Annotated in this window: 16 protein-coding genes; 14 read left to right on the forward strand and 2 right to left on the reverse strand. The window is 40.3% G+C overall.

The window, feature by feature from the left end; genetic code table 11:
• Positions 1-6: 6 nt before the first annotated feature.
• The 3 genes from P2W73_RS09055 to P2W73_RS09065 all read left to right on the forward strand — a co-directional run bounded on the left by P2W73_RS09055 (position 7) and on the right by P2W73_RS09065 (position 4,013).
• A complete protein-coding gene (locus tag P2W73_RS09055; protein WP_276501701.1) occupies positions 7-1,788 on the forward strand; it encodes an SGNH/GDSL hydrolase family protein in 1,782 nt (593 codons plus the stop codon).
• A 405-nt stretch (positions 1,789-2,193) separates the two neighbouring features.
• Positions 2,194-3,543, forward strand: a complete 1,350-nt coding sequence (locus P2W73_RS09060; RefSeq protein ID WP_276501702.1) for an alpha-L-fucosidase — start codon at positions 2,194-2,196, stop codon at positions 3,541-3,543.
• Positions 3,544-3,668: 125 nt separating this feature from the next.
• The gene (locus P2W73_RS09065) at positions 3,669-4,013 is read left to right on the forward strand and encodes a DUF5655 domain-containing protein (protein ID WP_276501703.1); all 345 of its coding nucleotides are present in this window, start codon (positions 3,669-3,671) and stop codon (positions 4,011-4,013) included.
• A 189-nt stretch (positions 4,014-4,202) separates the two neighbouring features.
• Here P2W73_RS09065 and P2W73_RS09070 read toward each other — a convergent pair whose 3' ends face one another.
• Both P2W73_RS09070 and P2W73_RS09075 read right to left on the reverse strand, forming a co-directional pair.
• Entirely contained in the window at positions 4,203-4,457 is a 255-nt protein-coding gene (locus P2W73_RS09070; RefSeq protein WP_276501704.1) for a hypothetical protein, read from the reverse strand.
• A 383-nt stretch (positions 4,458-4,840) separates the two neighbouring features.
• Entirely contained in the window at positions 4,841-5,611 is a 771-nt protein-coding gene (locus tag P2W73_RS09075; RefSeq protein ID WP_276501705.1) for a class I SAM-dependent methyltransferase, read from the reverse strand.
• Positions 5,612-5,849: 238 nt separating this feature from the next.
• Between P2W73_RS09075 and P2W73_RS09080 the strand changes: the two genes are divergently transcribed.
• From P2W73_RS09080 to P2W73_RS09130, 11 genes are all read left to right on the forward strand, one after another.
• Positions 5,850-6,464, forward strand: a complete 615-nt coding sequence (locus P2W73_RS09080) for a cytochrome c biogenesis protein CcdA (protein ID WP_276501706.1) — start codon at positions 5,850-5,852, stop codon at positions 6,462-6,464.
• Between the two features lie 459 nt (positions 6,465-6,923).
• Positions 6,924-7,514 (forward strand): sigma-70 family RNA polymerase sigma factor, encoded by a 591-nt coding sequence (locus P2W73_RS09085; RefSeq protein WP_276501707.1) that lies wholly within the window; start codon positions 6,924-6,926, stop codon positions 7,512-7,514.
• 58 nt (positions 7,515-7,572) lie between these two features.
• Positions 7,573-8,682, forward strand: a complete 1,110-nt coding sequence (locus P2W73_RS09090; RefSeq protein WP_276501708.1) for a FecR family protein — start codon at positions 7,573-7,575, stop codon at positions 8,680-8,682.
• Positions 8,683-8,955: 273 nt separating this feature from the next.
• On the forward strand, positions 8,956-12,456 hold the full coding sequence (locus tag P2W73_RS09095) for a SusC/RagA family TonB-linked outer membrane protein (RefSeq protein ID WP_276501709.1): 3,501 nt from the start codon (positions 8,956-8,958) through the stop codon (positions 12,454-12,456).
• Positions 12,457-12,671: 215 nt separating this feature from the next.
• Positions 12,672-14,372 carry a RagB/SusD family nutrient uptake outer membrane protein gene (locus P2W73_RS09100; RefSeq protein WP_276501710.1) on the forward strand — a complete coding sequence of 567 codons (1,701 nt, stop codon included), beginning with the start codon at positions 12,672-12,674 and terminating at the stop codon, positions 14,370-14,372.
• A 133-nt stretch (positions 14,373-14,505) separates the two neighbouring features.
• The gene (locus P2W73_RS09105; RefSeq protein WP_276501711.1) at positions 14,506-15,756 is read left to right on the forward strand and encodes an alkaline phosphatase family protein; all 1,251 of its coding nucleotides are present in this window, start codon (positions 14,506-14,508) and stop codon (positions 15,754-15,756) included.
• A 222-nt stretch (positions 15,757-15,978) separates the two neighbouring features.
• Positions 15,979-16,887 (forward strand): metallophosphoesterase family protein, encoded by a 909-nt coding sequence (locus P2W73_RS09110; protein ID WP_276501712.1) that lies wholly within the window; start codon positions 15,979-15,981, stop codon positions 16,885-16,887.
• 726 nt (positions 16,888-17,613) lie between these two features.
• A complete protein-coding gene (locus tag P2W73_RS09115) occupies positions 17,614-20,844 on the forward strand; it encodes a ligand-binding sensor domain-containing protein (RefSeq protein WP_276501713.1) in 3,231 nt (1,076 codons plus the stop codon).
• Between the two features lie 23 nt (positions 20,845-20,867).
• Positions 20,868-21,620 carry a response regulator transcription factor gene (locus tag P2W73_RS09120; RefSeq protein ID WP_276501714.1) on the forward strand — a complete coding sequence of 251 codons (753 nt, stop codon included), beginning with the start codon at positions 20,868-20,870 and terminating at the stop codon, positions 21,618-21,620.
• Positions 21,621-21,770: 150 nt separating this feature from the next.
• Complete coding sequence (locus tag P2W73_RS09125) at positions 21,771-23,039, forward strand: glycoside hydrolase family 88 protein (RefSeq protein WP_276501715.1); 1,269 nt, start codon at positions 21,771-21,773, stop codon at positions 23,037-23,039.
• A 61-nt stretch (positions 23,040-23,100) separates the two neighbouring features.
• The gene (locus P2W73_RS09130) at positions 23,101-26,226 is read left to right on the forward strand and encodes a SusC/RagA family TonB-linked outer membrane protein (protein ID WP_276501716.1); all 3,126 of its coding nucleotides are present in this window, start codon (positions 23,101-23,103) and stop codon (positions 26,224-26,226) included.
• Positions 26,227-26,230 lie beyond the last annotated feature (4 nt).

Here is a 26,230-nt window from a genome sequence, read left to right on the forward strand (position 1 = left end):
TCAATGATGAAATGTAAATTTTTTGTTGTTGCAATTGCATGTTTTGTAAAAACGACAACCTGTTTTTCTCAAAACACGAAGGAGTATAAATGGTGGAACCCCACCAATAATTCTTTTCCTGTTATTGAAGGACAGGCATGGCCAAATGAAGTAAAAGAAAGGTATGACCGGTTCCCGGCCCGTGCAGAAAAAACTTTGAATCCCAATGTGTGGAATATATCGCACAGCAGTGCCGGCCTGTATATAAAATTTAAAACAGATGCAAGCGATATTGTTGTACGCTATGTGGTACAAAGCAAAGGAAGTTTTGCCATGAATCATATGCCTGCAACAGGTGTAAGTGGTATAGATCTTTATGCTATTGATCATAATGGTAAATGGGTATGGGCACAGGGCAGATTTTCTTTTGGCGATACTATTGAATATCGTTTCTCAAACCTTGAAGTGGATCCTGTATTTTCAGGCAGAGATTGTGAATACAGATTATTTCTCCCCTTGTATAATGCGGTGCAATGGCTGCAGGTTGGTGTGCCGGGTGCTAAAAATTTTGCGCCGATACCTTTGAGTGCAGAGAAACCGATTGTTGTATATGGCACATCTATCGCACAGGGAGCATGTGCTACAAGACCCGGGCTTGCCTGGACAGCCATTCTCGAAAGAAACCTGGACAGGCCGCTGATCAATCTTGGTTTTTCAGGAAGCGGGCAATTGGAAAAATCCGTTATTGATTTAATGACTGAAATTGATGCGAAGCTGTATATACTCGATTGCTTGCCTAATTTAACTAACGGTGCAGGTTTTGCCGATGATGAAGTGAAGAAAAGAATAAGGGAATCGGTAAACCTGTTGCAACAGAAACACCCCTCAATTCCTATACTGCTGGTGGAGCATAGCAGTGGCAATACGCTAAGTATTATCGATACAGCTAAGCATAACGAATATAAGAAGGTAAATAACGCATTGAGAAAAATTTTTGCTCAATTGAAAAACGAAGGCATACAAAATATTTCCCTTTTGGGGAATAAAGATATTAACCTGGATATTGACGCTACTGTTGATGGTCTTCATCCAAACGATATCGGCATGATGAAATATGCTGCTGCTTATGAAAAAATTATCAGGAATATATTACATGAACCTTCGGGCAATATATCCTCCACTATTCCTGTAATACAAAGCAGGGACGGTTATTATGACTGGAGAAGCAGACATGCAGAAATACTGCAATTGAATAAAGCTGATCCGCCGAAATCTGTTATTCTTGGTAACTCTATTATCCATTACTGGGGTGGGGAGCCGAAAGCATCTTTAACCCGTGGCGCAGATACATGGAATAAACATTTGTTACCATTGGATATGCGCAACCTTGGCTTTGGCTGGGATAAAATTGAAAACGTTCTCTGGCGTGTATATCATGAAGAACTGGATGGCTTTGATGCGGCCAATGTTGTGCTGATGATAGGTACAAACAATTTAACAGAGAACAATGATGAAGAGATTATTGTGGGGCTAAAAAATCTGGTAGGACAAATTAAAATACGCCAGCCCAAAGCAACTGTTTTATTAGCTGGAATATTACCAAGAAGACAAATGGAAAAAAGGATCATTGTTTTGAATAAAGGCATTGCAAGGTTGTCGACTTTGTTGCACATTAAATATATTAATCCCGGAACGGTGTTGCTGAACAAAACAGGAAATATTAATGAGTCGTTGTTTGAAGACGGGTTGCATCCTAATGCAGCAGGGTATGAAAAATTGGGGGCCCAATTGGCAAGCTATCTGAAATAGTTTATGGGCCGAAAGCAATTATAGCAGACGCAAGATAAAATTGTGTAATAGCCCGGAGGCTATAATGTTAATAGCCCCGGATGTAATCCGGGCATGGATATGGCGGGATATACCCACCCCCCAAGGGGTTGAATAATAGCAAAGCACAACTTGTCCCGACTATCGGGATTTTTATCCTGTGTAGAGTATAATAAAGATAGATGCGTATTGCTCAGTATAGATGTAGACGCACAAGGTGCGACCCTTTGCTTTGCTCTGGGTAAATTGCGACGCATTTACTGAGTGAAGAACTGAATGATGATCCGCCAACTGGCGGACGCAACAGAAGATCAATAGTAGTAATGCAGCCGGGTACATGAAAAATATAATTATAAAAATAGATAACCATCAATAAATATCATTTCAATGAAATCACTGAAATATTTTTTGGCAGCATTAATTATCACATCATCATTGCAAGGTTTTGCACAGAAAAAACAAATTGGCAGGGAAACATCCGAACAAAAACAGCAGCGCATGGCATGGTGGACAAACGATCGCTTCGGGATGTTTATACATTGGGGTTTATATGCAGGAGCAGCAAGACATGAATGGGTGAAGCGTTGGGAAAGAATGAATGATGCGCAATACCAGCCTTATTTTGATAATTTCAATCCCGATATGTTCAACCCGGGAGAATGGGCCAGGCAAGCCAAAGCAGCGGGTATGAAGTATGCGGTGCTTACGACCAAACATCATGAAGGTTTTTGTTTGTTTGATTCAAAATACACGGATTATAAAGCCACCAACACCAGGGCAAAAAGGGATTTAGTAAAAGAGTTCGTGGAAGCATTTCGTGCAGAAGGTTTGAAAGTTGGGTTTTATTATTCATTGCTCGACTGGCATCACCCTGATTATACTATTGATGCCTTGCATCCCCTTCAGCCCGCTAATGAAACTGACTCTGCCTATGCGCGGCTGAATAAGGGCAAAGACTGGAGCAAATACAAAACTTATTTGCATAACCAGATAAGAGAGTTGCTTACCAATTATGGTAAAATAGATATTATATGGTTAGATTTTTCTTATCCGAACAGCAATGGTCATGGCAAAGGCAAAAACGACTGGGGTTCTGTTGAGTTACTTAAGATGATAAGAAAATTACAACCGGGAATATTGGTGGATAACAGGCTTGACCTTGATGAGTATACTGATGGTGCTGATTTTGTAACACCTGAACAGGTAAAGCCTGAAGAGCTTAACAAGTTTGCCGGTACCTACTTTGAAACCTGCCAGACCTTTTCCGGATCGTGGGGTTATTACCGTGATGAAAGTACATGGAAGACAAATCATGAACTGCTTACACTGCTGATTACTGCAGCCAGTAAAGGAGGCAACCTGATACTGAATGTAGGCCCCACTGCAAGGGGCTATTTTGATTACCGGGCGCAACGTGCATTAGATAGTATGGGTACCTGGATGAAATATAACAATAAAGCTATCTACAATTGCAGGCAGGCACCGGAGGGTTTTGCAGTTCCGGAAAAAACGTTGCTAACTTACAGCCCCTCCACTAAAAGAATATATATTCACCTGATGGATTATCATACGCAAACATTGGTGCTGCCTGGGTACAAGGACAAGATAAAATATGCGCAGTTTTTGCATGACGCATCTGAAGTAAAGTACAAGGAACAAGGCGACGATATTGTATTGATACTTCCGGTAAATAAACCAGCTATTGAAGTGCCGGTGATAGAGCTGATGCTGAAATGAAATTTATACCAATTGTGTATCCGGAATTATTTTTAGGAGTGTACTTTTAAATTAACCTGAGAATATCTGATCTTGGAATACTGAGTTTTATTTAATAATTTCTGCTCCGGGCAATACATAGATGAATGAGTTTGTTGATAAAGGATTTTCCCCAAGAACTTGCTTTTTGCCCTGTTTTTGATGATTTGTTAACTAAGATCAGGAAGTTTGGGCCGGACATCGCTATTGCGCCTGCCGTAAGTTATCTCTCATTGCTGCGGGGTGAAAAAAAGATTGGCATCATACAGGTCTCAACAAATAGAATGGATATTGGCCTTAAGCTGAAAGGAGAGGAAGCGACAAAAAGACTGGAAGCAGCCGGTAACTGGAACGCCATGGTCACGCACCGCGTACGAATTAGTGATCCAAAGCAAATTGATAAAGAATTGCCTGGATGGTTACTCAATGCCTATTGTGCTTCGATTAAATAGCCGTTACGTCTATGTCATCTACGGAAAATTCCCCGTCAATGATACACCCCGTAAAATGGTAAGGGAAGAAGTGTGGAATGAGGGTAGCGTTGACACGGTAATGTTAGAGTGAGGATTTAAATTAGCACTCTAATTTTCCACAGATATCCAGGCACTACTTTCTTTTCTTAATGTACTCAGTTTTGGATATTACTTATTTGTCAATTTCCTGAGGTACACGATAGCGCATTGTATATTGCACCAGTGTGTATAGTCAAAGTTGCCAGGAGATAGATCTTTTAATCCTTGCTTTAATTTAACCAGGTAATCAGCTTTTACTTTTGCGGGTAAATGTTTTTCTTTTAAAATCTGTATTGATCTGTCTATGATCTGCTCAGTTTCTTCGCAGTCACCCGCCGTTCCCAGCTTTTGCACCACAAACTCTTTGTACTCCTCGATAGTCATGGCAAGTTTTTTAAATATTATAGGCGAATAGTTTTTACCAGGTTTAGATACGTAATAATATTTTCGTCCTTATAAAGCTGCTTTCTGAATATTGCGTACTGCTATTTTTCACAATTCGAATAACCGCTGACCACCAAAGAAGCGGGCTAATTACCAGTATAAAAATAAGAATTTTAAACGGGGTCGGTTTAAAGTAGCCAAAACTGCTTTTGTTTCCATTACAACCAATTCTCCAAAAATACTTTTGCAGTATAAATGAACGGGCTAACTAAAATAGATACGCTGCGAAAGTGAAAAGTCTTTTTTTTTACGTGCAGGCTGTCATTAAAGCCATGATAAAAGAAAAGGTGATTGATTCAACATTCATAGAGATTCAATCTCACTTAATGTAAGGTTCCCGAAAATAGCGTGGTCTCAAATTCCATGCGGACAAAACCGTTTTCATTGCAGGCGATAAATAATTGTATCAGGGCCGAGATCATCGTTTCGTACGACGAATGCCCGGGTAAGGGTATATAGGATGATGATAATAATTGACCTTTCAGTGCATCGAAATTTAGCAACTGAACATTGGGGAAGATCGTTTTTTGAAAACCTCCCGGTGTAAACAACTTGTTTATCTTTTCTTCTTCCATCCTGGATGTGGTAGTGTCATCAATGCGATAGCATTCTTTTATATCCGCATACAACCTGAGAAATTCCGTATCGGTTTTTTGACTGTTCCAGGCCAAAACGACATGCCCACCAGGTTTCAGGATGCGGCGAAATTCCTTCGCTGCGGCAGTAATATCCATCCAGTGAAAAGCCTGGGCAACGGTGATCAAATCAATGCTGCGGCTTCGCAATCCCGTCGCTTCAGCGGTGTGCCGGCGGCTGGTGAAATTCAGGTAGTGGCCAAGCTTTGCCTCCCCGGCAATTCTCATTTCTTCATTGGGTTCGATGCAGATGACTTTATAACCCTGTTGCAACAACGGCTCGGCAAATAATCCTGTACCTGATCCGATGTCTGCTATGCGGCAGTTCCTTGCAAGGCCAATTGTTTGCTCTAAATAAGGAATGATTTCTTTGGGATAACCGGGACGATATTTGACATAATTTTCGGCGCGGTTGGAAAAACGGGTGGTGGCTGTTAGCACCGGGAGCTCACTGATCATTACCAAATGGATTTGCCTGCAATCTAAATGTATTTTTCTTGCCCGGAGGTAATTATAAAAATTTAATACAAGATTCATAGCAAATCCTGCTTCCTCGTAGAGTTGGCCAGGGACATGTTGCAATTTGTTTGGGCATGAATTTCGATTGTATTTTGCAACAAGGAATAAAATTACCTGTTAAACACGTATCTGCCGGTGTAAAGAATGTTGTTAAACGTGCATTTTTCGTGAAAAAGTTATGGCTTCAATCCTGATAGGAAGTTTTTTAATCAGTCTGCTTCATGCGATTATACCCAGTCATTGGCTACCTGTGCTTGCGATCGGGAAAAAAGAGAATTGGGATTTAAGCGAGACGGAAAAGGTCACATTTATTGCAGGCCTGGCTCATGTTCTAAGTACCGTTATCATTGGTATTTTTCTTGGGATAATCGGGATTGAGTTAAGCAGTACTATTGAAGATTTTACCCGCATTATTGCACCATCCATTATAATACTGATAGGTTTTTATTTTATTAGACAACACTACGTGCATCATCATTTTCATTTGCAAAAGCAGAAAGTAGCTGGTAAGCCAAAAAGTAAAATCATTGCGGGCTTGGTTTTAGCTATGTTTCTTTCTCCGTGTCTTGAAATTGAGGCTTATTTTTTATTGGCCGGTACGAAAGGCTGGTGGATACTGGCAACAATAGCGCTGTTGTACTCCGTAGTAAGCATTTCCGGAATGCTTTTGTGGATCAGGTTTGCTTATAAGGGTCTGCTAAAATTAAACTGGCACAAATGGGAGCACAATGCCGGATTAATATCCGGTGGTGTTTTAATAGCAACCGGGATCTTATCATTTTTCATTTATTAATTGGCTTTAAAAAAATCATCAGGAAGCCTGGGTTCCTGGCATAATCATATCATCAAAGTCTTAAAGGGCATTTTGATTTCTGAAGAGGAAAATATTTTCGATATACTTTGGCCAGGTCTAACCCCGGAAATGCTGTTGTAAAGGTTTAAAAATACCGCAAACGTTTGAGTAGTTTATTTATACAGTAAAGGGAGTACCTTGGTATAACAAATTGTGCAGATACAAGCAATATGAGAAGATCAATGATCGGTTTTGTGTAAGCTTCTGGTGATATTAATGAATAATAGAGAAAGAAATATTTCAAATGTAAATTATTGCTTCAATGTTTTTGCCGCAGACCAGACATTGTTACTCCTGAGCCATTGAAAACTTTTTCATTTTGATACAAACACACCTTTATTAATCATTTGACAACATCGTTTTCAAAAGATAGTTTTGCGGTGTTTTTATTTTTGCCATATGACCAGTCGAAGTGAACATGTAGAGCTTTTATTCAGAAATGTGTGTTCCCAAAGCAGCACCAAAGATTATGAAGAACTCTACAAGCTTTTGTGCAATCGATTGATTCATTTTTCGGCGTCTATCATAGGTTCCTTTCACCAGGCCGAGGAAATTGTTTCTGATGTTTTTATTTCGCTCTGGCAAAAACGGGAGCTGTTGGGCCGAGTAGAAAACCCGGTGGTATTCCTGTATGTGTGTACAAAGAATCTGACACTGAATGCACTGCAAAAGACAAGACAACAACTGCTTTCTTATGACGCATTATATGACGATGCTTTGTCTATAGTGCCGGACGTGGAAAGTCATATTATATCCACACAGGTAGCTCAGAAAATCGAAAATGCTATTCGCTGCCTCCCCGCCCGTTGCCAGCTTATTTTTCGTCTGATCAAAATGGATGGGCTTCGCTACAAGGAAGTGGCCGAATTGATGGAAATTTCCCCGAAAACAGTAGATGCGCAATTAACCATCGCTGTGAAAAAGGTGGCTGAAACCATCCGTCTTGATATGTCTGATGACATGATTGCTGCTTTTCTGCACCGCCGATAATTTTTTTTCGGATTCTTTAGGGAACTTTTGTTACTATTTCTGTCCTTACTGTATATCTATGTCTGATAAACTTCCAAACGAACGAATCTGGGAACTACTGGCGAAGAAACTTTCCAGGGAAATATCGCAGGATGAACTGGATGAACTCCATGCTTTGCTGCAGAAGCATTCCTATGTCTCCTATGTCGATGAAGTGCTCGGGCATGAATGGCGTGACAGTTATACTTACTATCAGCCGGACAAGACATCGAGGCTTTTCGAAAATCATCAGCAGCGGCTGGCAATGGCTATGCGGGAAAACGATGTTGTTCCGACATTGCCGGCAGATCAGGGTCGCCGGGGGGTGATAAAGAGAATATGGCAATACGCAGCGGCTGCCTGTGTCGTTGTTGCTTTTTTAGCTGCCTGGAGATGGTGGAGCCAGGATAATAAAGACAATGCTGAACAAAGAATTGCCTATCAACAGCAATTAGTCACACAAAAAGGGGATCGTTCGCAAATAGTTTTGCCAGATGGTTCAAAAGTTTGGCTGAACGCCGGAAGTACACTGGATTATCCCAAACAATTCACCGGCAAAACAAGAGATGTTCAACTGCAGGGCGAAGCTTATTTTGAAGTAACGGAAGACAGTAAAAAACCGTTTTTTGTTCATACCAATGCGTTTTATATAAAAGTATTGGGAACTGGTTTTAATGTCAGAGCTTACGCTGATGAAGATAGCGCTGTAACGGCCCTCGTACATGGCTCGGTTGAAGTCATCCTGAGCGGCAAAGAAAAAAGAACCATTCGCCTGCGTCCCAACGAAAAGATTACTCTCCCAATGAATGCGGTAGCATCTGCGGAGTCTGAAAAATCAACGGAAAATCCGACCATGCTTTTGGACGGGATCAGCCCGGAAAAAATGACGATGGTAGAGGATACGGTGCAATTGGAAACGGCCTGGGTAAACAACAAACTTGCGTTTAAAAAATTACCTCTTGTGGATGTTGCAGCTATGCTTGAAAAATGGTTTGGCGTTGATATCCGGTTTAAGAATGAGGCAAGAAAAGCCGTTAAACTTAGCGGAGTATACGATGGAGAAAATCTGGATTACATTTTATATACTCTTGAAGCGACAGGAACTTTCCATTATACGAAAGATACCAACAACGTGATATGGATTGAATAAAATGCCGTTACAAAAAAGATTAATTCACCCAAAACAACTGTAACATGAAAGAATCCTTTCCCCCTTAGTCAACAAAACATACAGCAGTTATTTCAACCAATAAAAAACGGGAAATGTTGGCCCATTTCCCGCTAAGATTAATTGGGTAATAATACTGTATTGTCTGGAAGTCGCTACAATATTTATTTAACCAACCAATTCAAAGGTATGCAAAAAATGCTACTGCTAAAATGGCCTGGCAAGGAGCCAGGCTATCGTAAACTGCTTCTGATTATGAAACTCACAGCTTTTTTCCTGCTTATGTTTTGTCTGCAGGTAAGTGCTACGGGACATTCGCAGAAAATTTCTATAAAAATCTCGAGGGCCAGTCTTGAAAAGGCTTTTTCTCTGATCGAAAAAGAAACCAACTTCCGGTTTGTATATAGTGATGATTATCTGCCCCTGAACAAAAGGATAAATATAGAGGCTAACGATTGGAGCATTGATAAACTTTTACATGAAATACTCGGCGATACAAGATTGGGTTACCGTATGATGGCCAATAATCTGGTCGTTATTGCCCCAACCGGCTCTGAAAACAACGATATTATGGTAACCGGGAAAGTATTGAATAGTCTTGGCGAGCCATTGACCGGTGTCAGCGTTCAGTTAAAGAATACGACCCTTGGTACCACAACAAATGCAAAAGGCGAATTTGAATTAAAAGTACCGGAGAACGCCGTACTTGTATTTTCCTTTGTTGGCTATACTACTCAGGAAATAGCCCTGGATGGAAGGACATCGCTCTCTTTATCGCTTACAGCCATAGACAACAGTATGAACGAAGTCGTGGTAGTAGGATATGGATCTCAAAAGAAAATCAATGTTACCGGGGCCGTTGACCAGGTGTCGGGAAAAGAATTGGCGAAAAGACCTATTGCCAATATTTTTCAAGGCTTGCAGGGGCTTAGTCCAGGGCTTAACATCACCTATTCAGGAGGCAGGCCGGGTTCTACTCCTTCTATCAATGTCCGGGGTGTTACTACACTTACAGGTGGTGGGGCTTCTCCACTGATTGTAATAGATGGAATAGCATCGGCTACTGATGATATGCTTCGCCTTAACCCTTCTGATATTGCTTCAGTTACTGTATTGCGGGATGCAGCATCAGCAGCTATTTATGGTGCCCGTGCTGCCTTTGGAGTTGTTTTGATTACTACTAAGCAAGGCGTAAGCGGGGGAAGGCAACGTATCAGTTACAATAATTATTTTTCCTGGTCACGCAGCACGGTATTACCCGATATGGTAACTGACCCTTATATCTACTCCAGGGTATTGGAAACATCTACTGATAATTCGCCATGGGATTATGTAAATTATTCAGATTATCACTATCAATGGGCAAAGGAGCGTTCAGAAAACCCTTCTGTAGAAGATACACGGATAGATCCCAACGATCCGAACCGCTGGATATATATGGGCAGCAATAACTGGAATGACTATTTTTTTAATAAAACAAATTCTTCACAAAATCATAGTCTTTCCTTCAGTGGCGGGTCTGAAATCGGTAGAGGAAAACCTTTTGGCTATCTGATTTCTACGGACTATACTAAAGAGAATGGTTTGAACAAACTGGCCAAAGACGATTGGAACCGCTATGGATTAAGGGCACGTCTTAATTTTACGCCAATCAATGGGTTGAAGTTTGATAATAACCTTAATGTCTATCAGACCATTTCTTCTGCTCCGAGTTACGCTATAACCGACCTTTATTATCTGCAGCCTACTCAGGTAGCCAAAAACCCCGATGGTACATGGGCCAATACCGCAGCGGGAAGATTGGGTGCACAATTAACAAACGGTGGACGTGATGATCAAAACCGGTTTGGCTTTCATAATATCTTCAGGGGCGTTGTGAGTTTATTAAACAATGACTTGCAGATTACCGGAAGCGCCAGTTTTAAACGGGAGCTTTGGAAATATAATAAGGACTATAAAAAATATAAAATTGGCTATGGCCCCACTGATATCCGTGAAGAAGGCGGTAGTGGTTCCGTCACCATCAGGAACGGCAATGTGAAGCATGATGTATATGATCTTTATGCTAACTACACCAAGCGCCTTGGCAATGATCATGAATTTAAATTAATGGCCGGTTATAACCAGGAAGAATATATCTGGTCTTACGAACAAGCATCAAGGGATGTGCTGATCTCATCTTCCCTTCCTTACATTGGATTAACCACTGGCACTGCTGCTATTAAATCAGATTATACTACCTATGCACTCCGTAGTATTTTTGGCCGTTTTAACTATACTTACAAAGGAAGGTATATCATCGAAGCAAATGGCCGTCGCGATGGTTCTTCCCGTTTCCCCAAAGAGCGCAGGTGGGGATTTTTTCCTTCTGTTTCCGCAGCATGGATAGCCAGTGATGAGCCATTGTTGCAGTCCCTTACCAGGCATGTGCCTACGCTTAAGTTCCGTGCATCTTACGGCGACCTGGGCAACCAAAGCGTAAGCGATTTTGGTTATATACAAACGTTGCCTACCAAACCATCTTCTTATCTTATTAATAATGTTTTTCCTGTTGTAATCGGTGAGCCGGATCCCAGGATTCCTTTTCATATGGCACCGCTTTTACAGGTTGACCCCGATACTTATACATGGGAAAAAGTAACCACCTTTAACGTAGGTACAGATATTGGTCTATTGAAAAATAAAGTTCAGGTTGGTTTTGATTATTATGTCCGCAAAACGATAGGCATGCTGGGCCCGGTTGCTGAACTGCCGGGAGTGTTAGGAACAAGTGCACCAACACAAAACTCAGCCGACCTTGCAACAAAGGGGTTTGAATTATCTGTAGGTTACAGGGATAATTTTAATATAGCTTCAAAACCTTTTGGTTTCGGAGCCAGGTTTACACTTTCTGATTCCCGTACAAAAATCACACGATATAAAAATGACCTGCTTTTGTTATCGGATTACAGGGTAGGCCAGTACACCGACGAAATCTGGGGGCTTGAGAGTAATGGTTATTTCAAAACACAGGATGAAATAAACAGCCTTGATGAGTCAGCTATTGTTCCCTGGGGTGCATTAGACATTGTAGAAGGCTGGCCTAAATATATAGATCAGAACAAGGATAAAAAAATAACATTGGGAAATACCCAAACAGATCCGGGTGATTTAAAACGCATAGGCAATAGCAGTACCAGGTATCGGTTTGGGTTCAACCTGGATATGGATTGGAATAATTTTGATTTTTCTGTGTTTCTGCAGGGGGTAGCAAAAAAAGATTTTTATCCGCACCATTACCTCTATTGGGGACCTTACCAGCAACCCTATGCGGGTGTTTATCCCTGGAACCTTGATTTCTATCGTGCCACTTCCGAAACCGGGGCCGATAGGGACAGGCATTCCAAATCGTATATAGCAGCCGGATTGGCGGATGCCAATACCAATTCATATTTCCCGGTGCTGCAAGCCTGGCTGGCTGATAACAATTATACAACTAGCGGAGATGTCCGTTATGGATTGGATCTTCCGCAAACAAAGTATATGCTGAACGCAGCCTATTTACGTGTGAAAAACCTGACGGTTGGTTATACATTGCCGGCTGCGCTGACAAAACGATATAAGATCAGCCGTTTGCGGGTATTTGTTACCGGAGAAAACTTGTTTGAATTTTCTGAAATCAAAAAATATTTTGACCCCGAAGCCGTAGCAGATGGCTATGGTTGGGCTTATCCTTTCCAACGCAAATATGCAGTGGGTATTAATCTTGATTTCTAAGTGTTAAAAATCAGAAAATGAAATGAGCCATAATCCGCCGCGGCGGACGAGCAACTTGTTCTAATAGCGATGAAAATTTTTATGGTGAATTCCATAGCCTGTCCCGAAGCATTTCGGGATGACAAAAAAGCAATAAAGATATACACATGAAAAAAAATAATTTTTATATACTACTCTGCATGATGATAGCGGTTGTCTCATGCAAAAAAAACTTTATGGATCGTTTTCCGCAAACAGCTATTCCGCCCGATTTGTTTTTTAAGTCGGAAGAAGACCTGTCAATATACATTAATGGGTTAGTTTCATTGCCTGGCAGAGGTTCCTATGTAAGTGATCAGAATACGGATGATAAGGCAACTACCGGCGCACAGGAAATAAAATCTATGATGACGGGCACGCCTAATTCGCAAAATATCACCGGTGGATGGAGTTGGAGCCGCCTGCGGGATATTAATTATTTTCTGCAAAATTATAGCAGGGCTGATGCAACGCAGGAAGTAAAAGACCATTATGCAGGGCTGGCCCGGTATTACAGGGCGGAGTTTTATTTAGATAAAGTAAAAAGATTTTCAGATGTGCCCTGGTATTCCCGTGTACTTAACCCGGGCGATACGGTGGATTTATACAAGCCCCGTGACTCAAGGTCACTTGTTATCGACAGTGTAATGGCTGATCTCGAATTTGCTTCTGCACATGTGAAGGAGTCAGTACCTGTTGGTACACCCGGCAAGTGGGTAGTAAAATTGGTACATGCGAGAGCTGCATTATATGAAGGCACGTATCGGAAATATCATCCTGAATTGAATTTACAAAGCACGGCTAATAGTTTTTTGCAAAAAGCAGCACAGGTAGCTGATGAGATAATCACATCAGGTAAATTCCAGTTAAACAGCGATTACGCCGCTCTGTTTAACAGCGCCAGCCTCGCAGGGAACAAAGAAGTTATTTTAGCTAACATATACGATCAGGATCTGAATCGAAATGGTGGCAATAATGGTGTTATTAATAACTATGAGCAGTCCCCGGCCCGTGACCTTGTACAAACATATTTGATGATAGATGGCAGCCGGTTTACCGATCAGCCAGGGTATGAAACTTTTGGTTACGTGCAGGAATTTCAAAACAGGGATCCGCGTTTATCAAAAACACTAATGTATCCCGGTATAATACTTGCTCCGGCTACCACACCTTATGTTCTGCGATTCAATAAAAACTTTACGGCATATCACCAATTGAAAGGTTATATCAATACGACCGATGCAAAAGTGAACAATAGTGTTGACTTTCCTGCTTATCGGTTTGCAGAAGTGTTGTTGATTTACGCAGAAGCTTTGGCTGAACTTGAAACGTTGACCCAGGCAGACCTGGATAAATCTGTCAACCTTTTAAGAAGCAGGGCTGGCATAACAACCCCACTCAATTTGGGATGGGCTAATGGAAATGTTGATCCGGTATTGGCGGCAAAATATCCGGATGTATCCGGAGCTAATAAAGGAGTGATACTGGAGATTCGCCGTGAGAGAAGAGTAGAGTTTGCTGCAGAAGGCCATCGTTTTGATGACCTGATGAGATGGCATGCCGGCAAAGAATTAGAAAAAACACCTGAGGGAATGTATTTCCCCGGACTAGGTAACTATGATCTTACAGGGGATGGTATTCCTGATATTGGTTTGATTGATAAGAATAGTTCTATTCCGTCTCCTAATCCCCAGGGTGGTATATTTTATTATAAAGCGGGCAATTTTGGAGAAAGCGGTGTTACAGTCTATCTGAAAAATGGTAATAGCGGTGGCGCTATTGTTACTGATAACAAGCCCCGGCAATTTATTGATCCGAAATATTATTACCGTCCTATTCCTTTCAATCAAATTACCTTAAATCCAAATCTTGGCCCGCAATCATTTGGCTGGGATTAAACACACTAAATGAGCAGTTAGTTTTGAGTTTACAGGGAGGCCGTATCAATTATGTGCTTCCCTGTTTTTTATAAAGCAACGGAATAGTTTCATTACTTAATAATAGCAGTTAAAAAAATATTTTTTACAATTTATGCAAAGAATCAGCGTACTCCTGGTAGCAGTTTGCATCAGCATGCAATTGTTTTCTCAAACCAAAAAGAAAGCAGTGTTTATTATTGCCGATGGTATTCCTGCGGATGTAATTGAAAAATTAAAAACACCTGTACTGGATAGCATAGCTAAATCAGGTGGTTATGCCCGTGCTTATGTAGGCGGAGAGAAGAATGGTTATTCGCAAACGCCTACTATTTCTGCCGTAGGTTACAACAGTTTGCTTACAGGTACCTGGGTCAATAAACATAATGTATGGGATAATGATATCGTAGCACCGAACTATAACTATCCTACTATTTTTCGTTTACTTAAAGCACAAGCACCGGAGAAGAAAACAGCTGTATTTTCAAGTTGGTTGGATAATCGCACCAAACTGGTGGGAGAGGGATTGACAGCTACCAATAATATCGAAGTAGATTATCATTTCGATGGTCTTGAACTGGATACTGTTAATTATCCGCATGACCGGGAAAGAAAGTTTATGAACAGGATAGATGAAGCTGTTGCAAAAAAGGCGGCGGAATGCATTCAAAAAGAAAGCCCTGATCTTTCATGGGTATACCTGGAGTATACCGATGATATGGGTCATCACTATGGCGACAGCAAACAGTTTTATGATGCAGTGGAAATAATGGATAAACAGGTGGGTCTTGTTTGGCAGGCTATTCAATACCGGATGAAACATTTCGATGAAGACTGGCAGATCTATATAACTACCGATCATGGCAGAGATGCAGCTACTGGCAAGGGGCATGGCGGTCAATCAGACCGGGAACGTACAACATGGATAGTAACAAACGCTAAAGGATTGAACAGTTATTTTAAAAGCGGCCAATCCGCTGTTGTAGATATTATGCCTTCGATTGCTTCGTTTTTGGATATTATAATTCCCCGTGATCAGCAGATGGAGATAGATGGTATTCCATTAACCGGAAAACTGTCGGTTACTTCAGCACAGGCCCGTTATGAAAACGGGAACATAATCCTCAGTTGGAAAACAGCAGAAAAAAAAGGAAAAGCAAAAATATGGCTGACGGCCACCAATGATTATAAAAATGGCGGTAAGGATCACTATAAACTAATCAAAACAGTGCAGTTAAAAAAAGGTAAGACTATTATACCCGTAAGCGATCAATCATCAGGCTTCTATAAAATAGTGCTTGAAAGTCCGCATAATCTCATAAACCGATGGGTGGACTTGTCCCCGGACAATGCCAAATTAAAATAACTCTTCCCGGGAGATTTCTCAAAATTTGGATGATCCAAATTTTGAGAAATGTTTTTAACAATGAAAACGACAAAGAAAAAATAATAAGATACTGAATTGAAGGCCTGATCATTTTTTGAATCGAGGGTGTTGTGAGAAAATAGAAAACGTTTTTCCCAATCAGTATCATAATGATAGAAAGAAAAAAATATAGCTGATAAGTTTTTTTGTAAAAGAATTATTATGAAAAGGAGAGAATTATTAAAGCAGATAGGCACAACAGTAGGGGTTGTTGCATTGGGTGGCCAGGGCGTTGTTGCATCTGCTTCAGAACAAGTAGTCAAAAGAAAAAGAGTTTTACGCATAGCGCATATCACCGATGTACATATCCGGCCTGAAGAAAATGCACCTGCCCGTTTTGTAAAATGCCTTGAAGAAATTAAAAATCACCAGGTTGATTTTTTCCTTAACGGAGGTGATACAATATTCGCGGCTGACTACAACGATATTACCCGTGAAAGAGTAAATGAATTATGGAATATATGGCATGAAACTACCAAAGCGATCAATGGTTTTGAGATGCATAGCTGCCTTGGTAATCATGATATGTGGTGGGCCGCACCAGACAAGCACGATGCGATGTACGGTAAAGATTATGTGGTGAAACAATTGGGAACTCCCGGCCGCTATTACAGCTTTGATAAAAAAGACTGGCATTTTATAATATTGGATAGCAACAATAAAAGCGCCGGATCACTGGATGAAGAACAACGCAGGTGGCTGGAAAAAGATTTGCAAACTGTTCCCAACGGCACACCCATTATTTGTCTGAGCCATTATCCCATACTGGCCGTATGTACACATGTAGTGGGTGGTAATCATACGGACACTTCCTACATCACCGATCTCTTCTACAAACACCGGGATAAAAAAATCAATTGTTTAAGCGGCCATATTCATTTGCTGGACAATGCTGATTATAACGGTGTAAAATATTTTTGTAATGGCTCTATGAGCGGGTTCTGGTGGGGCGAAGGTGATAAAGAATCCGCAGGTAAATACTATTATAAGGAAACGCCTCCCGGCTATGCTATCCTGGATTTGTTTGATGATGGTTCTGTAAAAAATCAATATTTCCCGCATTCCTACTAAAGGAAAGCGGGATTTATTTTCAAAAAGGAAAGCAGGTGAAAAAGTATAATGTGGGATCGAACCTGAAAATGATTTGTAGAAAAGGGATGGCAAACAGGGCCTTCAATACCTGATATTCCCGGACGGAATTCATTTTTCACTGAAATCACCAGCGGTAACGAATCCGGCGGATAACAAAAAAGGCAATTTTTTAAAAATTGCCTTTTTTGTTATCCGTGCCCGGGACTAGCCAGAGTTCGAATTTTTTCCAGGAAGATTTCAAATCTATCTTGAAATATAAAAAGTTCGGATAATTTATTCAAATCAGGTTTGACGCTCAATCGCTTTCCCAAAAACTCAATATTCCACATCAAGGAGCTCGTCCACAATTATTTGCAGAATTAGCATTCTTCAAAAAATAACAAACAGAGACACTAAACAATTTTTTCATCAGAAGTTGGCAGTTTTTCTTGAGCGGTTTGAACGACATTGGTATAACGTTCAACCTGGGATTAGCAGAATATGAGGTTACCAGGCTCTGAAACAAATATTCTTTTTCATCAATTTGTTGAGGTACAAACCGAGCAGAAGGTTTCACGCTACAATTCAGGCCTAGCCTAACCTCTAAACTCTCAGATTAATATGCCCACTTGTTTGCATCTTACTATATTCGTAGTAATTTCTTAAAACGAATTTGCGTTGCAAGTATCCTGCAAGCCATCCTTACTCCTTAAACAAGTTGTCCGTTTGTTCGGGCTTATAGTTGTTTCTTTACAAGCTGTTGTGCTTTGTGCACAAACCCGGCTTGAGTTTAACCATTTTACAATTGAGAATGGGCTGTCTTCATCTTCTGTTTTATCCATAACGCAAGATGCAAAAGGTTTTATCTGGGTTGGTACAATGGATGGACTAAACCGGTACGATGGGAATAAGGTAAAAATATTCAAGTCGTTTTATGCCAATAATCCAAAAGGGGCGAATTTAAAACTTACCTCCCTGTTAGCCGATGATCAGCAAATTTGGATTGGCACAAACAATGGTCTTTACCTGTATAATAATCACACCGATTCATTTCGTGTTTTTTATCATCAACCTCTCAGTAAAAAAAGTATCAGTGATAATGTAATTAATTCACTCTATAAAGACAAGGCTGGTGTAGTTTGGGTTAGCACAGGAAATGGCTTAACCCGGGTAACAAAAGAGGGAGAAGCGTTTGTTTTTTTACCGTTTCTCCTGGACAATACGGAGTTTTCGAGAATAAATAATGTGTATGTAGTTATTGAAACCGAAAGTGGCAGAATGATGGCAGGAACAGATGCAGGTATTGTTAGTTTTTTACCAGCCGGAAAGAACGGGAGTATTTCTGATGTAAGGCATATGTTACAAGGAAAGTCGGTTGTTTCCATAGCAAAAGACAAGCAACAGAATTACTGGGTTGGCATAAATGGAAATGGGGTACTAAAACTTAATCGGCAATGGCAGCAGGTACGCCAATATGCACAGAATAATAATGAATATCCTCTCCTGAGTAACGTGATACGTAAAGTGTATGTTGATCGTAAAGGCCGTATATGGGTTGGTACATTAAAGGGATTAAATCTTATTGATCCTATTTCTGGAAAAGCAGAATCCTATGTGAGTAATGCAAACGATCCGCAGACATTATATTTCAACTCGATCTATGATATTTTTGAAGACAGGCAAGGCAACATATGGCTTGCTACATTTTTTGGTGGTTTGAATTACGTAGAAGCTATTGCGAAACCATTTAAAGTTTACAGCAGTAACGGCACACAAAAAAGTGTGAGCAGTAATATTATCAGCGGAATTGTTGAAGATCAAAAAAAGAATCTTTGGATAGGAACTGAAGCAGAAGGGTTGAATTATTTCGACCGTAAAGCCAATGTGTTCAAATGGTACAAAGCCAATGGCGCAAACAAACGTGAAGCTTTAAGTTCAAACCTGGTAAAAGCAGTTCTTATAGATAAAGCAAATAATTTATGGGCGGGCACCTATAATGGAGGAGTAGACGTATTTAATCCGGCAGGACATAAACTTAAGGAGTTTGGAAAGAGCAATGGAAAAAATAATAATCATTCAGATAAGGTACTTTGTTTAGCAAAAGATCATAAGAACCGTGTATGGATTGGAACAGAGGATGCAGGCATTAGTATTTATGATTTCCAAAAAAACAAGGTTGCAGAATTTGAATCTGTTTACCCCGGGAAGAAGATGCCTACAATAGGTATTAACTGCTTGCTGGAAGATTCGAAACGGAATATGTGGATAGGAACCGGGCATGGTTTATTTATGTTGGAGTTTGCAAGCAACAAGCTGATTCATTTTTTTCAAGGTAATAACGAGGACCAATTACAATCGGATGTTATTAATTGCCTGGCCGAAGATAAAAACGGTGTAATATGGATTGGAACACATGTTGGGCTGGCATCATTTCATCTTACGCAGAAAAAAATTACTATATACACGGAAGCCAGTGGTTTGGCTGGAAATAAAGTAGTTGGTATTGTTGCCGATAACCAGGATAATTTGTGGATCAGTACAGAAAAAGGAATCAACTGTTTTGATGCTGCCAGGGCAAAATTTTATTTATTTAATACGTATGATGGATTGCCCGGCAATGTGTTCAACTTTCGTTCTTTTTTCAAAGACAGTAAAGGGCATATTTATTTTGGGGGCTATAAAGGTTTGGTAGAATTTGATCCGCAACAAATTAAAATGAACCTGGAAGAACCAAACGTTGAGTTGACAGGGTTAAGTATTAACGGGGAAACGATCAACAGCAGGGATTCTTCCGGAATACTAAAGCAAAGTATTGCAGATGTGAAAGAGCTCACGCTTCGCTATAATCAAAACGTGCTTACACTCGATTATGCGGTATTGAATTTTATCAAGCCCTTAAAAAACAAATCGGCGTATATGCTGGATGGTTATAACAAAAGCTGGGTTTATACAAATGATCATCATGCTGTATTTACAAATTTGCAACCGGGAAAATACCGCTTGCTGATTAAAGCTGCCAATAATGATGGCGTATGGAATAATGAATCTCACATGCTCACTGTGAAGATACTTCCTCCACCATGGAAAACCTGGTGGGCTTACACACTGTATGTACTCTTTCTATTGCTGCTCGCAACAGGTATCATTTATTTCTTTGTTTCAAGAACAGCATTGAAACGTAAGATCCGGTATGAGCATATGACAAACATTAAGCAACAGGAATTGCACCAGATGAAAGTAGATTTCTTTACCCATATCTCACACGAAATAAGAACGCCGCTTACATTGATAGTAGGTCCTGCTGAAATGCTTCAAAATGTTTACGCAGGTAACCCCACAGCTAAGAAAATGCTGGCAACAATTACGAGTAATGCTCAACGATTATTGAAACTGACCAATGACTTGCTCGACTTCAGAAAGGCTGATGCAGGGTACACGCAGTTAAAGATCAAAACAGCCAATATTGTAGAGTTTGTACAATCTGTTTTTGATAAGTTTACGCAAGTAGCCTCCGAAAAAAAGATCAATTTTAAATTTGAAAGTGAAGAGAAGAATATTCCTGTTTATTTCGATCCACATCATTTGGAAATTGTTATTACAAATCTGCTTTCGAACGCATTAAAATTTACTGCTGAAGAAGGAAATGTTTCAATTGCAATAAATCCAGGTGAAAATGAAACAGTAAACATTATTGTTTCTGATGACGGGATCGGTATTCCAAAAGAAAGCCAGGACAAAATTTTTACTGACTTTTACCAGGCCGATTCGGGGTCTGTTAAAAATATCGGATCGGGAATAGGACTTGCTTTTTCAAAAAGCCTGGTGGAATTACACAAAGGAAAACTAAGTTTTACCAGCCAGATAAATCCCACTACAAATAAACAGGAAACCCGGTTTGTTGTTACCTTACTTCCCGGAAAAGAGCATTTTAACGACAGTTATATGATCCGAGATTAACCGACTTCCAATAAAACTGCTGTATGAACCAAAACAGAATTTTAATTATAGAAGACACGGATGAAATAAGAGAGTTTGTAAAAATCTGTCTTGAAACAGATTACGCCGTGTTGGAAGCGGAGAATGGTTTGAAAGGCTGGGAGATTGCAGTATCAGAACTTCCCGACCTGATCATTACGGATGTAATTATGCCTGAAATGGATGGCAATGAATTTTGTCGCAACCTGAAACAAGATGAACGTACCAGCCACATACCTGTAATAATGCTCACGGCAAAGATTGCAGTAGAGCAACAGCTCGAAGGGCTTGAAAGCGGTGCCGATGTATACCTTACCAAGCCATTTAGTATACAGGTTTTGCAAACTTATATCAGCAATTTGTTGAAGTCGAAAGAAGTACTAAGACAACGTTACAGCCAGAAAATATTTTTGCAACCATTGGATGTGGAAGTTGGAACCGTAGATAAAAAATTTATGGAAAGGCTCATGAGTATTATAGAGCAGAACCTTAGTAAATCAGAATTTAATGTGCCTGATCTTGCAAAGGAAGTAGGGATGAGTAAAGCCGTTCTTTATAAAAAGTTTAGTGCACTTGTAAAAATACCTATAGGTGAGTTTATAAAATCTATGCGGCTTAAAAAAGCAGCATTGCTTCTTACACATGATAAGATGAACATCTCCGAGGTAGCCTGGGAAGTGGGGTTTAGCGATCGCAAATACTTCAGCAAAGAATTTAAAAAGTTTTTCGGTAAATCGCCATCTGACTACCTGGGGTGATAATTAAAAATATCAAAAGGCCGCGCCGGAATAAAAAAATACCCCTTTTTTGAGATGTTTCTGCCCTCTCGGTATTCTCAGTAAATACAAGATTTGTATATCCCGTTTTAAGTATTCATTAGTCACTTTTTAACGATTGACGATATGCAAATGAAAAAAAATCAATTCCTGAAGTTTGGGCTCCTGCTTATTGGTATTATCCTCCTTTATGCTTTTATACCCAAGCCAAAATCTGAAAAAGATAAAGAGTTTGTCGGAAAAGTGTTTAGAACAGCAGAAAGGCAATATGCTGATATGCTGCTTCATTCTAAAGATTTTACTCAGTATCCTCGTACCATCGATAAAAATGGCCAGACGATGTATGTGCCAATATCCGACTGGACAGGTGGTTTTTTCCCAGGCTCTCTTTGGTATTTATATGAAGGAACAAAAGATACTTCATGGAAGAAGGAAGCTATTAAGTGGACCGAGAGCCTGGAAAACAATCAATATAATACCAGCCACCACGATCTTGGGTTCATGATGTATTGCAGCTATGGCAACGCTTACCGGGTTACAAAAAACGAAGATTATAAAAAAATACTCATTCAGTCGGCCAAGTCACTGGCCACAAGGTTTAATCCGAAAGTAGGGTGTATTGAATCGTGGAATTCCCGCCTGTCGTGGGATGGCCATACCATGTGGCATTTCCCGGTTATTATCGATAATATGATGAACCTGGAACTGTTGTTTTTTGCTTCAAAAGTAACCGGTGATCCTTCGTACAGGAAAATTGCGATTCGCCATGCCGACGTAACAATGGAAAATCATTTCCGCCCTGATTTCAGTTCGTACCATGTTGTAAACTACGATACACTTACTGGCAAAGTGTTAAACCGCCAAACCTGCCAGGGTTATGCCGACAATTCTACCTGGGCCAGGGGGCAGGCATGGGCCATTTACGGGTACACCATGACGTACAGGGAAACAGGCGACAAAAAGTATTTGAACCTGGCCAAAAAATTGGCCGATTTCTACATCAATCATCCCAACCTGCCAAAGGATAAAATACCCTATTGGGATTTTAATGTAAACCAGAAAGGATATAAGCCCGACTGGAAATATGACCCCAATAAACTGAGCTATGTACCAAGAGATGCGTCGGCCGCGGCCATCGTAGCTTCAGCATTGTTTGAATTAAGTAGTTACCTGGGCAAGCAAGGAAAAATGTACAACAATTTTGCTGTTGCCAGTTTAGCAAGTTTGGGTTCCAGGGAATATATGGCGGAACCCGGCTCTAACGGTTATTTCCTCCTAAAACATTGTACGGGTAGTTTTCCGCATAACCAGGAAATAGACGTGCCGCTGGTATATGCCGATTACTATTATCTCGAAGCGTTGTTGCGTTACCGGCACTTAAACAAACAAAAGAAATCCTGAGAATACCAAATTCTATAATAACTGCGAAGTAAAAAATTATTACCCCACTAAAAATTAAATGATGAGAAACTGGTTACTTGCTTGTATTATGCTTTTGAGCAGTGCTGCTTTTGCTCAAAAGACAGTTAACGGAACCGTAACAGGTCCCGATGGGAAACCATTGGAGAATATTACAGTTATCCAAAAGGGAACAAAAGTTGCCACAATAACCAACAGCCGTGGCGCTTATTCCATAACAGTTAGCGGTACCAACCCGCTCCTTGTATTCAGCTCGGTTGGATATGCTCAACGAGAACTTTCGCCCGGGAACAATGCTACCCTGGATGTTGTGTTGCAATTAAAAGTTGCAGAGTCGGAAGAAGTAGTGGTTATCGGCTATGGCACTGTAAAAAAGAAAGACCTTACCGGCTCGGTGGGCAAGGTGAATATGGGTGATATTAATAAGGCGCCTGTTCGTTCGTTTGATGAAGCCTTGGCAGGCCGTTCATCGGGTGTGCAGGTATCATCCAATGATGGTCAGCCGGGTTCAGGTATCAGCATTGTGGTAAGAGGTAACAATTCCGTTACCCAGGATAATTCACCACTGTATGTTGTGGATGGTTTCCCCATTGAAAATTCAAATAATAACACGATCAATCCAACCGATATTGAATCAATTGAAGTGTTGAAAGATGCGTCAGCTACAGCTATCTATGGTGCAAGAGGCGCTAATGGGGTTATAATCATTACAACTAAAAAGGGGAAAGAAGGCCCGCCCGTAATTACATTCAATGCTTCTTATGGCGTTCAGAATGTAAATAAAAAAATGGATTTACTAAGCGCTTACGAATATGTGAGGTATCAATTGGAATCAGATCCTGCACTACTTCCTGGCTCCGGCTCATCTTCACAAACTCCAACCCAAATATATCTTTCTAATGGAAAAACGTTAGAGGATTATAAAACAGCAAAAGCTTTTGATTGGCAAGATGCCGTTTTACGCAGGGCTCCAATGGCCAATTACAATTTGTCTGTTTCCGGAGGTTCCAAACAAACAAAATATGCTATTTCCGGTTCTTTACTCGATCAGCAAGGGATACTCATTAATTCAGGATATAAACGCTACCAGGGAAGATTGGTATTGGATCAAACCATTAACAGCAAATTGAAAATTGGGATCAATGCCAACTACAGTAGTTTGCTCCAATCAGGTATCAGCCCAAGCCAAAGTGTTTTCAGTGCCAGCCATAATTTAATGGTTGCCATTTGGGGAGCAAGACCGGTTTCGCCCGATATTGATGATCCGGAAGATATGATGTTTGATCCTACAATTAACTCAGCTGTTGATTACCGTGTGAATCCCGTAATTAATCAAAAAAACCTCGTTAGAAATAACCGACTTAAAAACTTTACGGTAAATGCCTATGCCGAATATGCAATTTTACCTGAACTTAAATTACGTATTACCGGCGGCTTAGTAGAAAACAACGGACAGAATGAGCTGTTTAATAATTCCAAAACGCAATATGGTAATCCACGCTCAAATGATGGCGTAAATGGTTCCATCGTTTTTCCAAAAAGCAGTTCATGGTTAAATGAAAATACACTGAACTGGAACAAAGTGATCCGTAAATTACATACACTAAATGTTGTTGCGGGCTTTACTGCACAGGCTGGTAAGTCCTCATCCTATGGAATGAGAGCAACCCAACTTCCCAACGAAGAACTTGGATTGAGCGGATTGGATGAAGGTATTCTCCAACCTATTTCTGCAAGCAGTTCTTTATGGTCAATGGCTTCTTATCTCGGAAGAGTTAACTATAGTTATAAATCAAAGTACTTATTTACAGCTTCATTCAGGGCTGACGGATCATCTAAATTTTCATCAAATAACAAATGGAGCTATTTTCCTTCTGCCGCTGTTTCATGGCGTTTTTCACAGGAAAATTTCCTGAAGGAAAGCAATGTTTTGTCGGATGGTAAATTAAGATTTAGCTATGGTCAAACAGGCAACAACAGGGTTAACGATTTTGCCTATCTCACGATGATGCGTGTAACTAATCCGCTTTACGTGTTTAATAATAGCTACCAGCCGGGTGTTGAAGCAACGCAATTAGGTAATGAAGATCTGCGCTGGGAAAATACCCGTCAAACTGATTTGGGTATTGATCTTGGTTTTTTTGATCAGCGTATTACATTAACCGCCGATGCATACAGAAAAACTACCCCTGATCTGTTGCTGAATGCAGACCTTCCAACGTCTACCGGATTTACCACTGTATTTAAAAATGTTGGTAGTGTTCGAAACCAAGGACTCGAGTTTACTCTTAATACCGTGAATATCAGGAAAGCTGATTTTTCCTGGAACTCAAGCTTCAATATTTCCTTTAACAAAAGTGAGGTGTTAAAACTTGCCGAAGATCAGGAAGCTCTTTTAAGTAACATCAATTGGGATCAGCATTGGAGAAGTACGCCTGCTTATATTGCTAAACTGGGTATGCCTTTGGGTATGATGTATGGATTTATTTGGGATGGCGTTTACACATATGATGATTTCGACATATCAGGTACTGGTGGATATATGTTAAAAGACAACATAACTACCAATGGAAACAGCAGAGATAAAATTCAACCAGGCGATATTAAATACAGAGATATCAATGGCGACAAGACTATAAATGCAAACGATTATACTGTTATTGGTCGTGGATTACCTGTTCACTACGGTGGGTTTACCAACAATTTCACTTACAAGGATTTTGATCTGAATATTTTCTTTCAATGGTCTTATGGTAATGATATTTTAAATGGCAATCTTATCTACTTTGGAGCTAATGAAGGACACACAAGCAGAAATCTGTTTGCCTTTTACAAAGATCGCTGGACACCTCAAAATCCAAACTCCAACCTCCCACGTTTAAAAGGCTACAGAGGTGGGGGATATTCTTCATACATGGTGGAAGACGGTTCATACCTGCGCTTAAAAACCATATCATTAGGTTATAATGTAAACAGCAAATTGTTACAGAAAGTTAAGGTAAGAAGCCTGAGAGCTTATGTTTCAGCGCAAAATTTATTAACCTGGACAAAGTACACAGGTCTTGATCCGGAAGTGAGTGCATATAATTCAGCGCTTACGCCAGGGTTTGATTTTTCAACTTACCCTCGTGCAAAAACAATTACGTTCGGTTTAAACCTGTCATTCTAATTTT

This window comes from Terrimonas pollutisoli (genome assembly GCF_029360765.1).
In the GTDB taxonomy this organism is placed as follows: Bacteria; Bacteroidota; Bacteroidia; order Chitinophagales; family Chitinophagaceae; genus Terrimonas_B; species Terrimonas_B pollutisoli.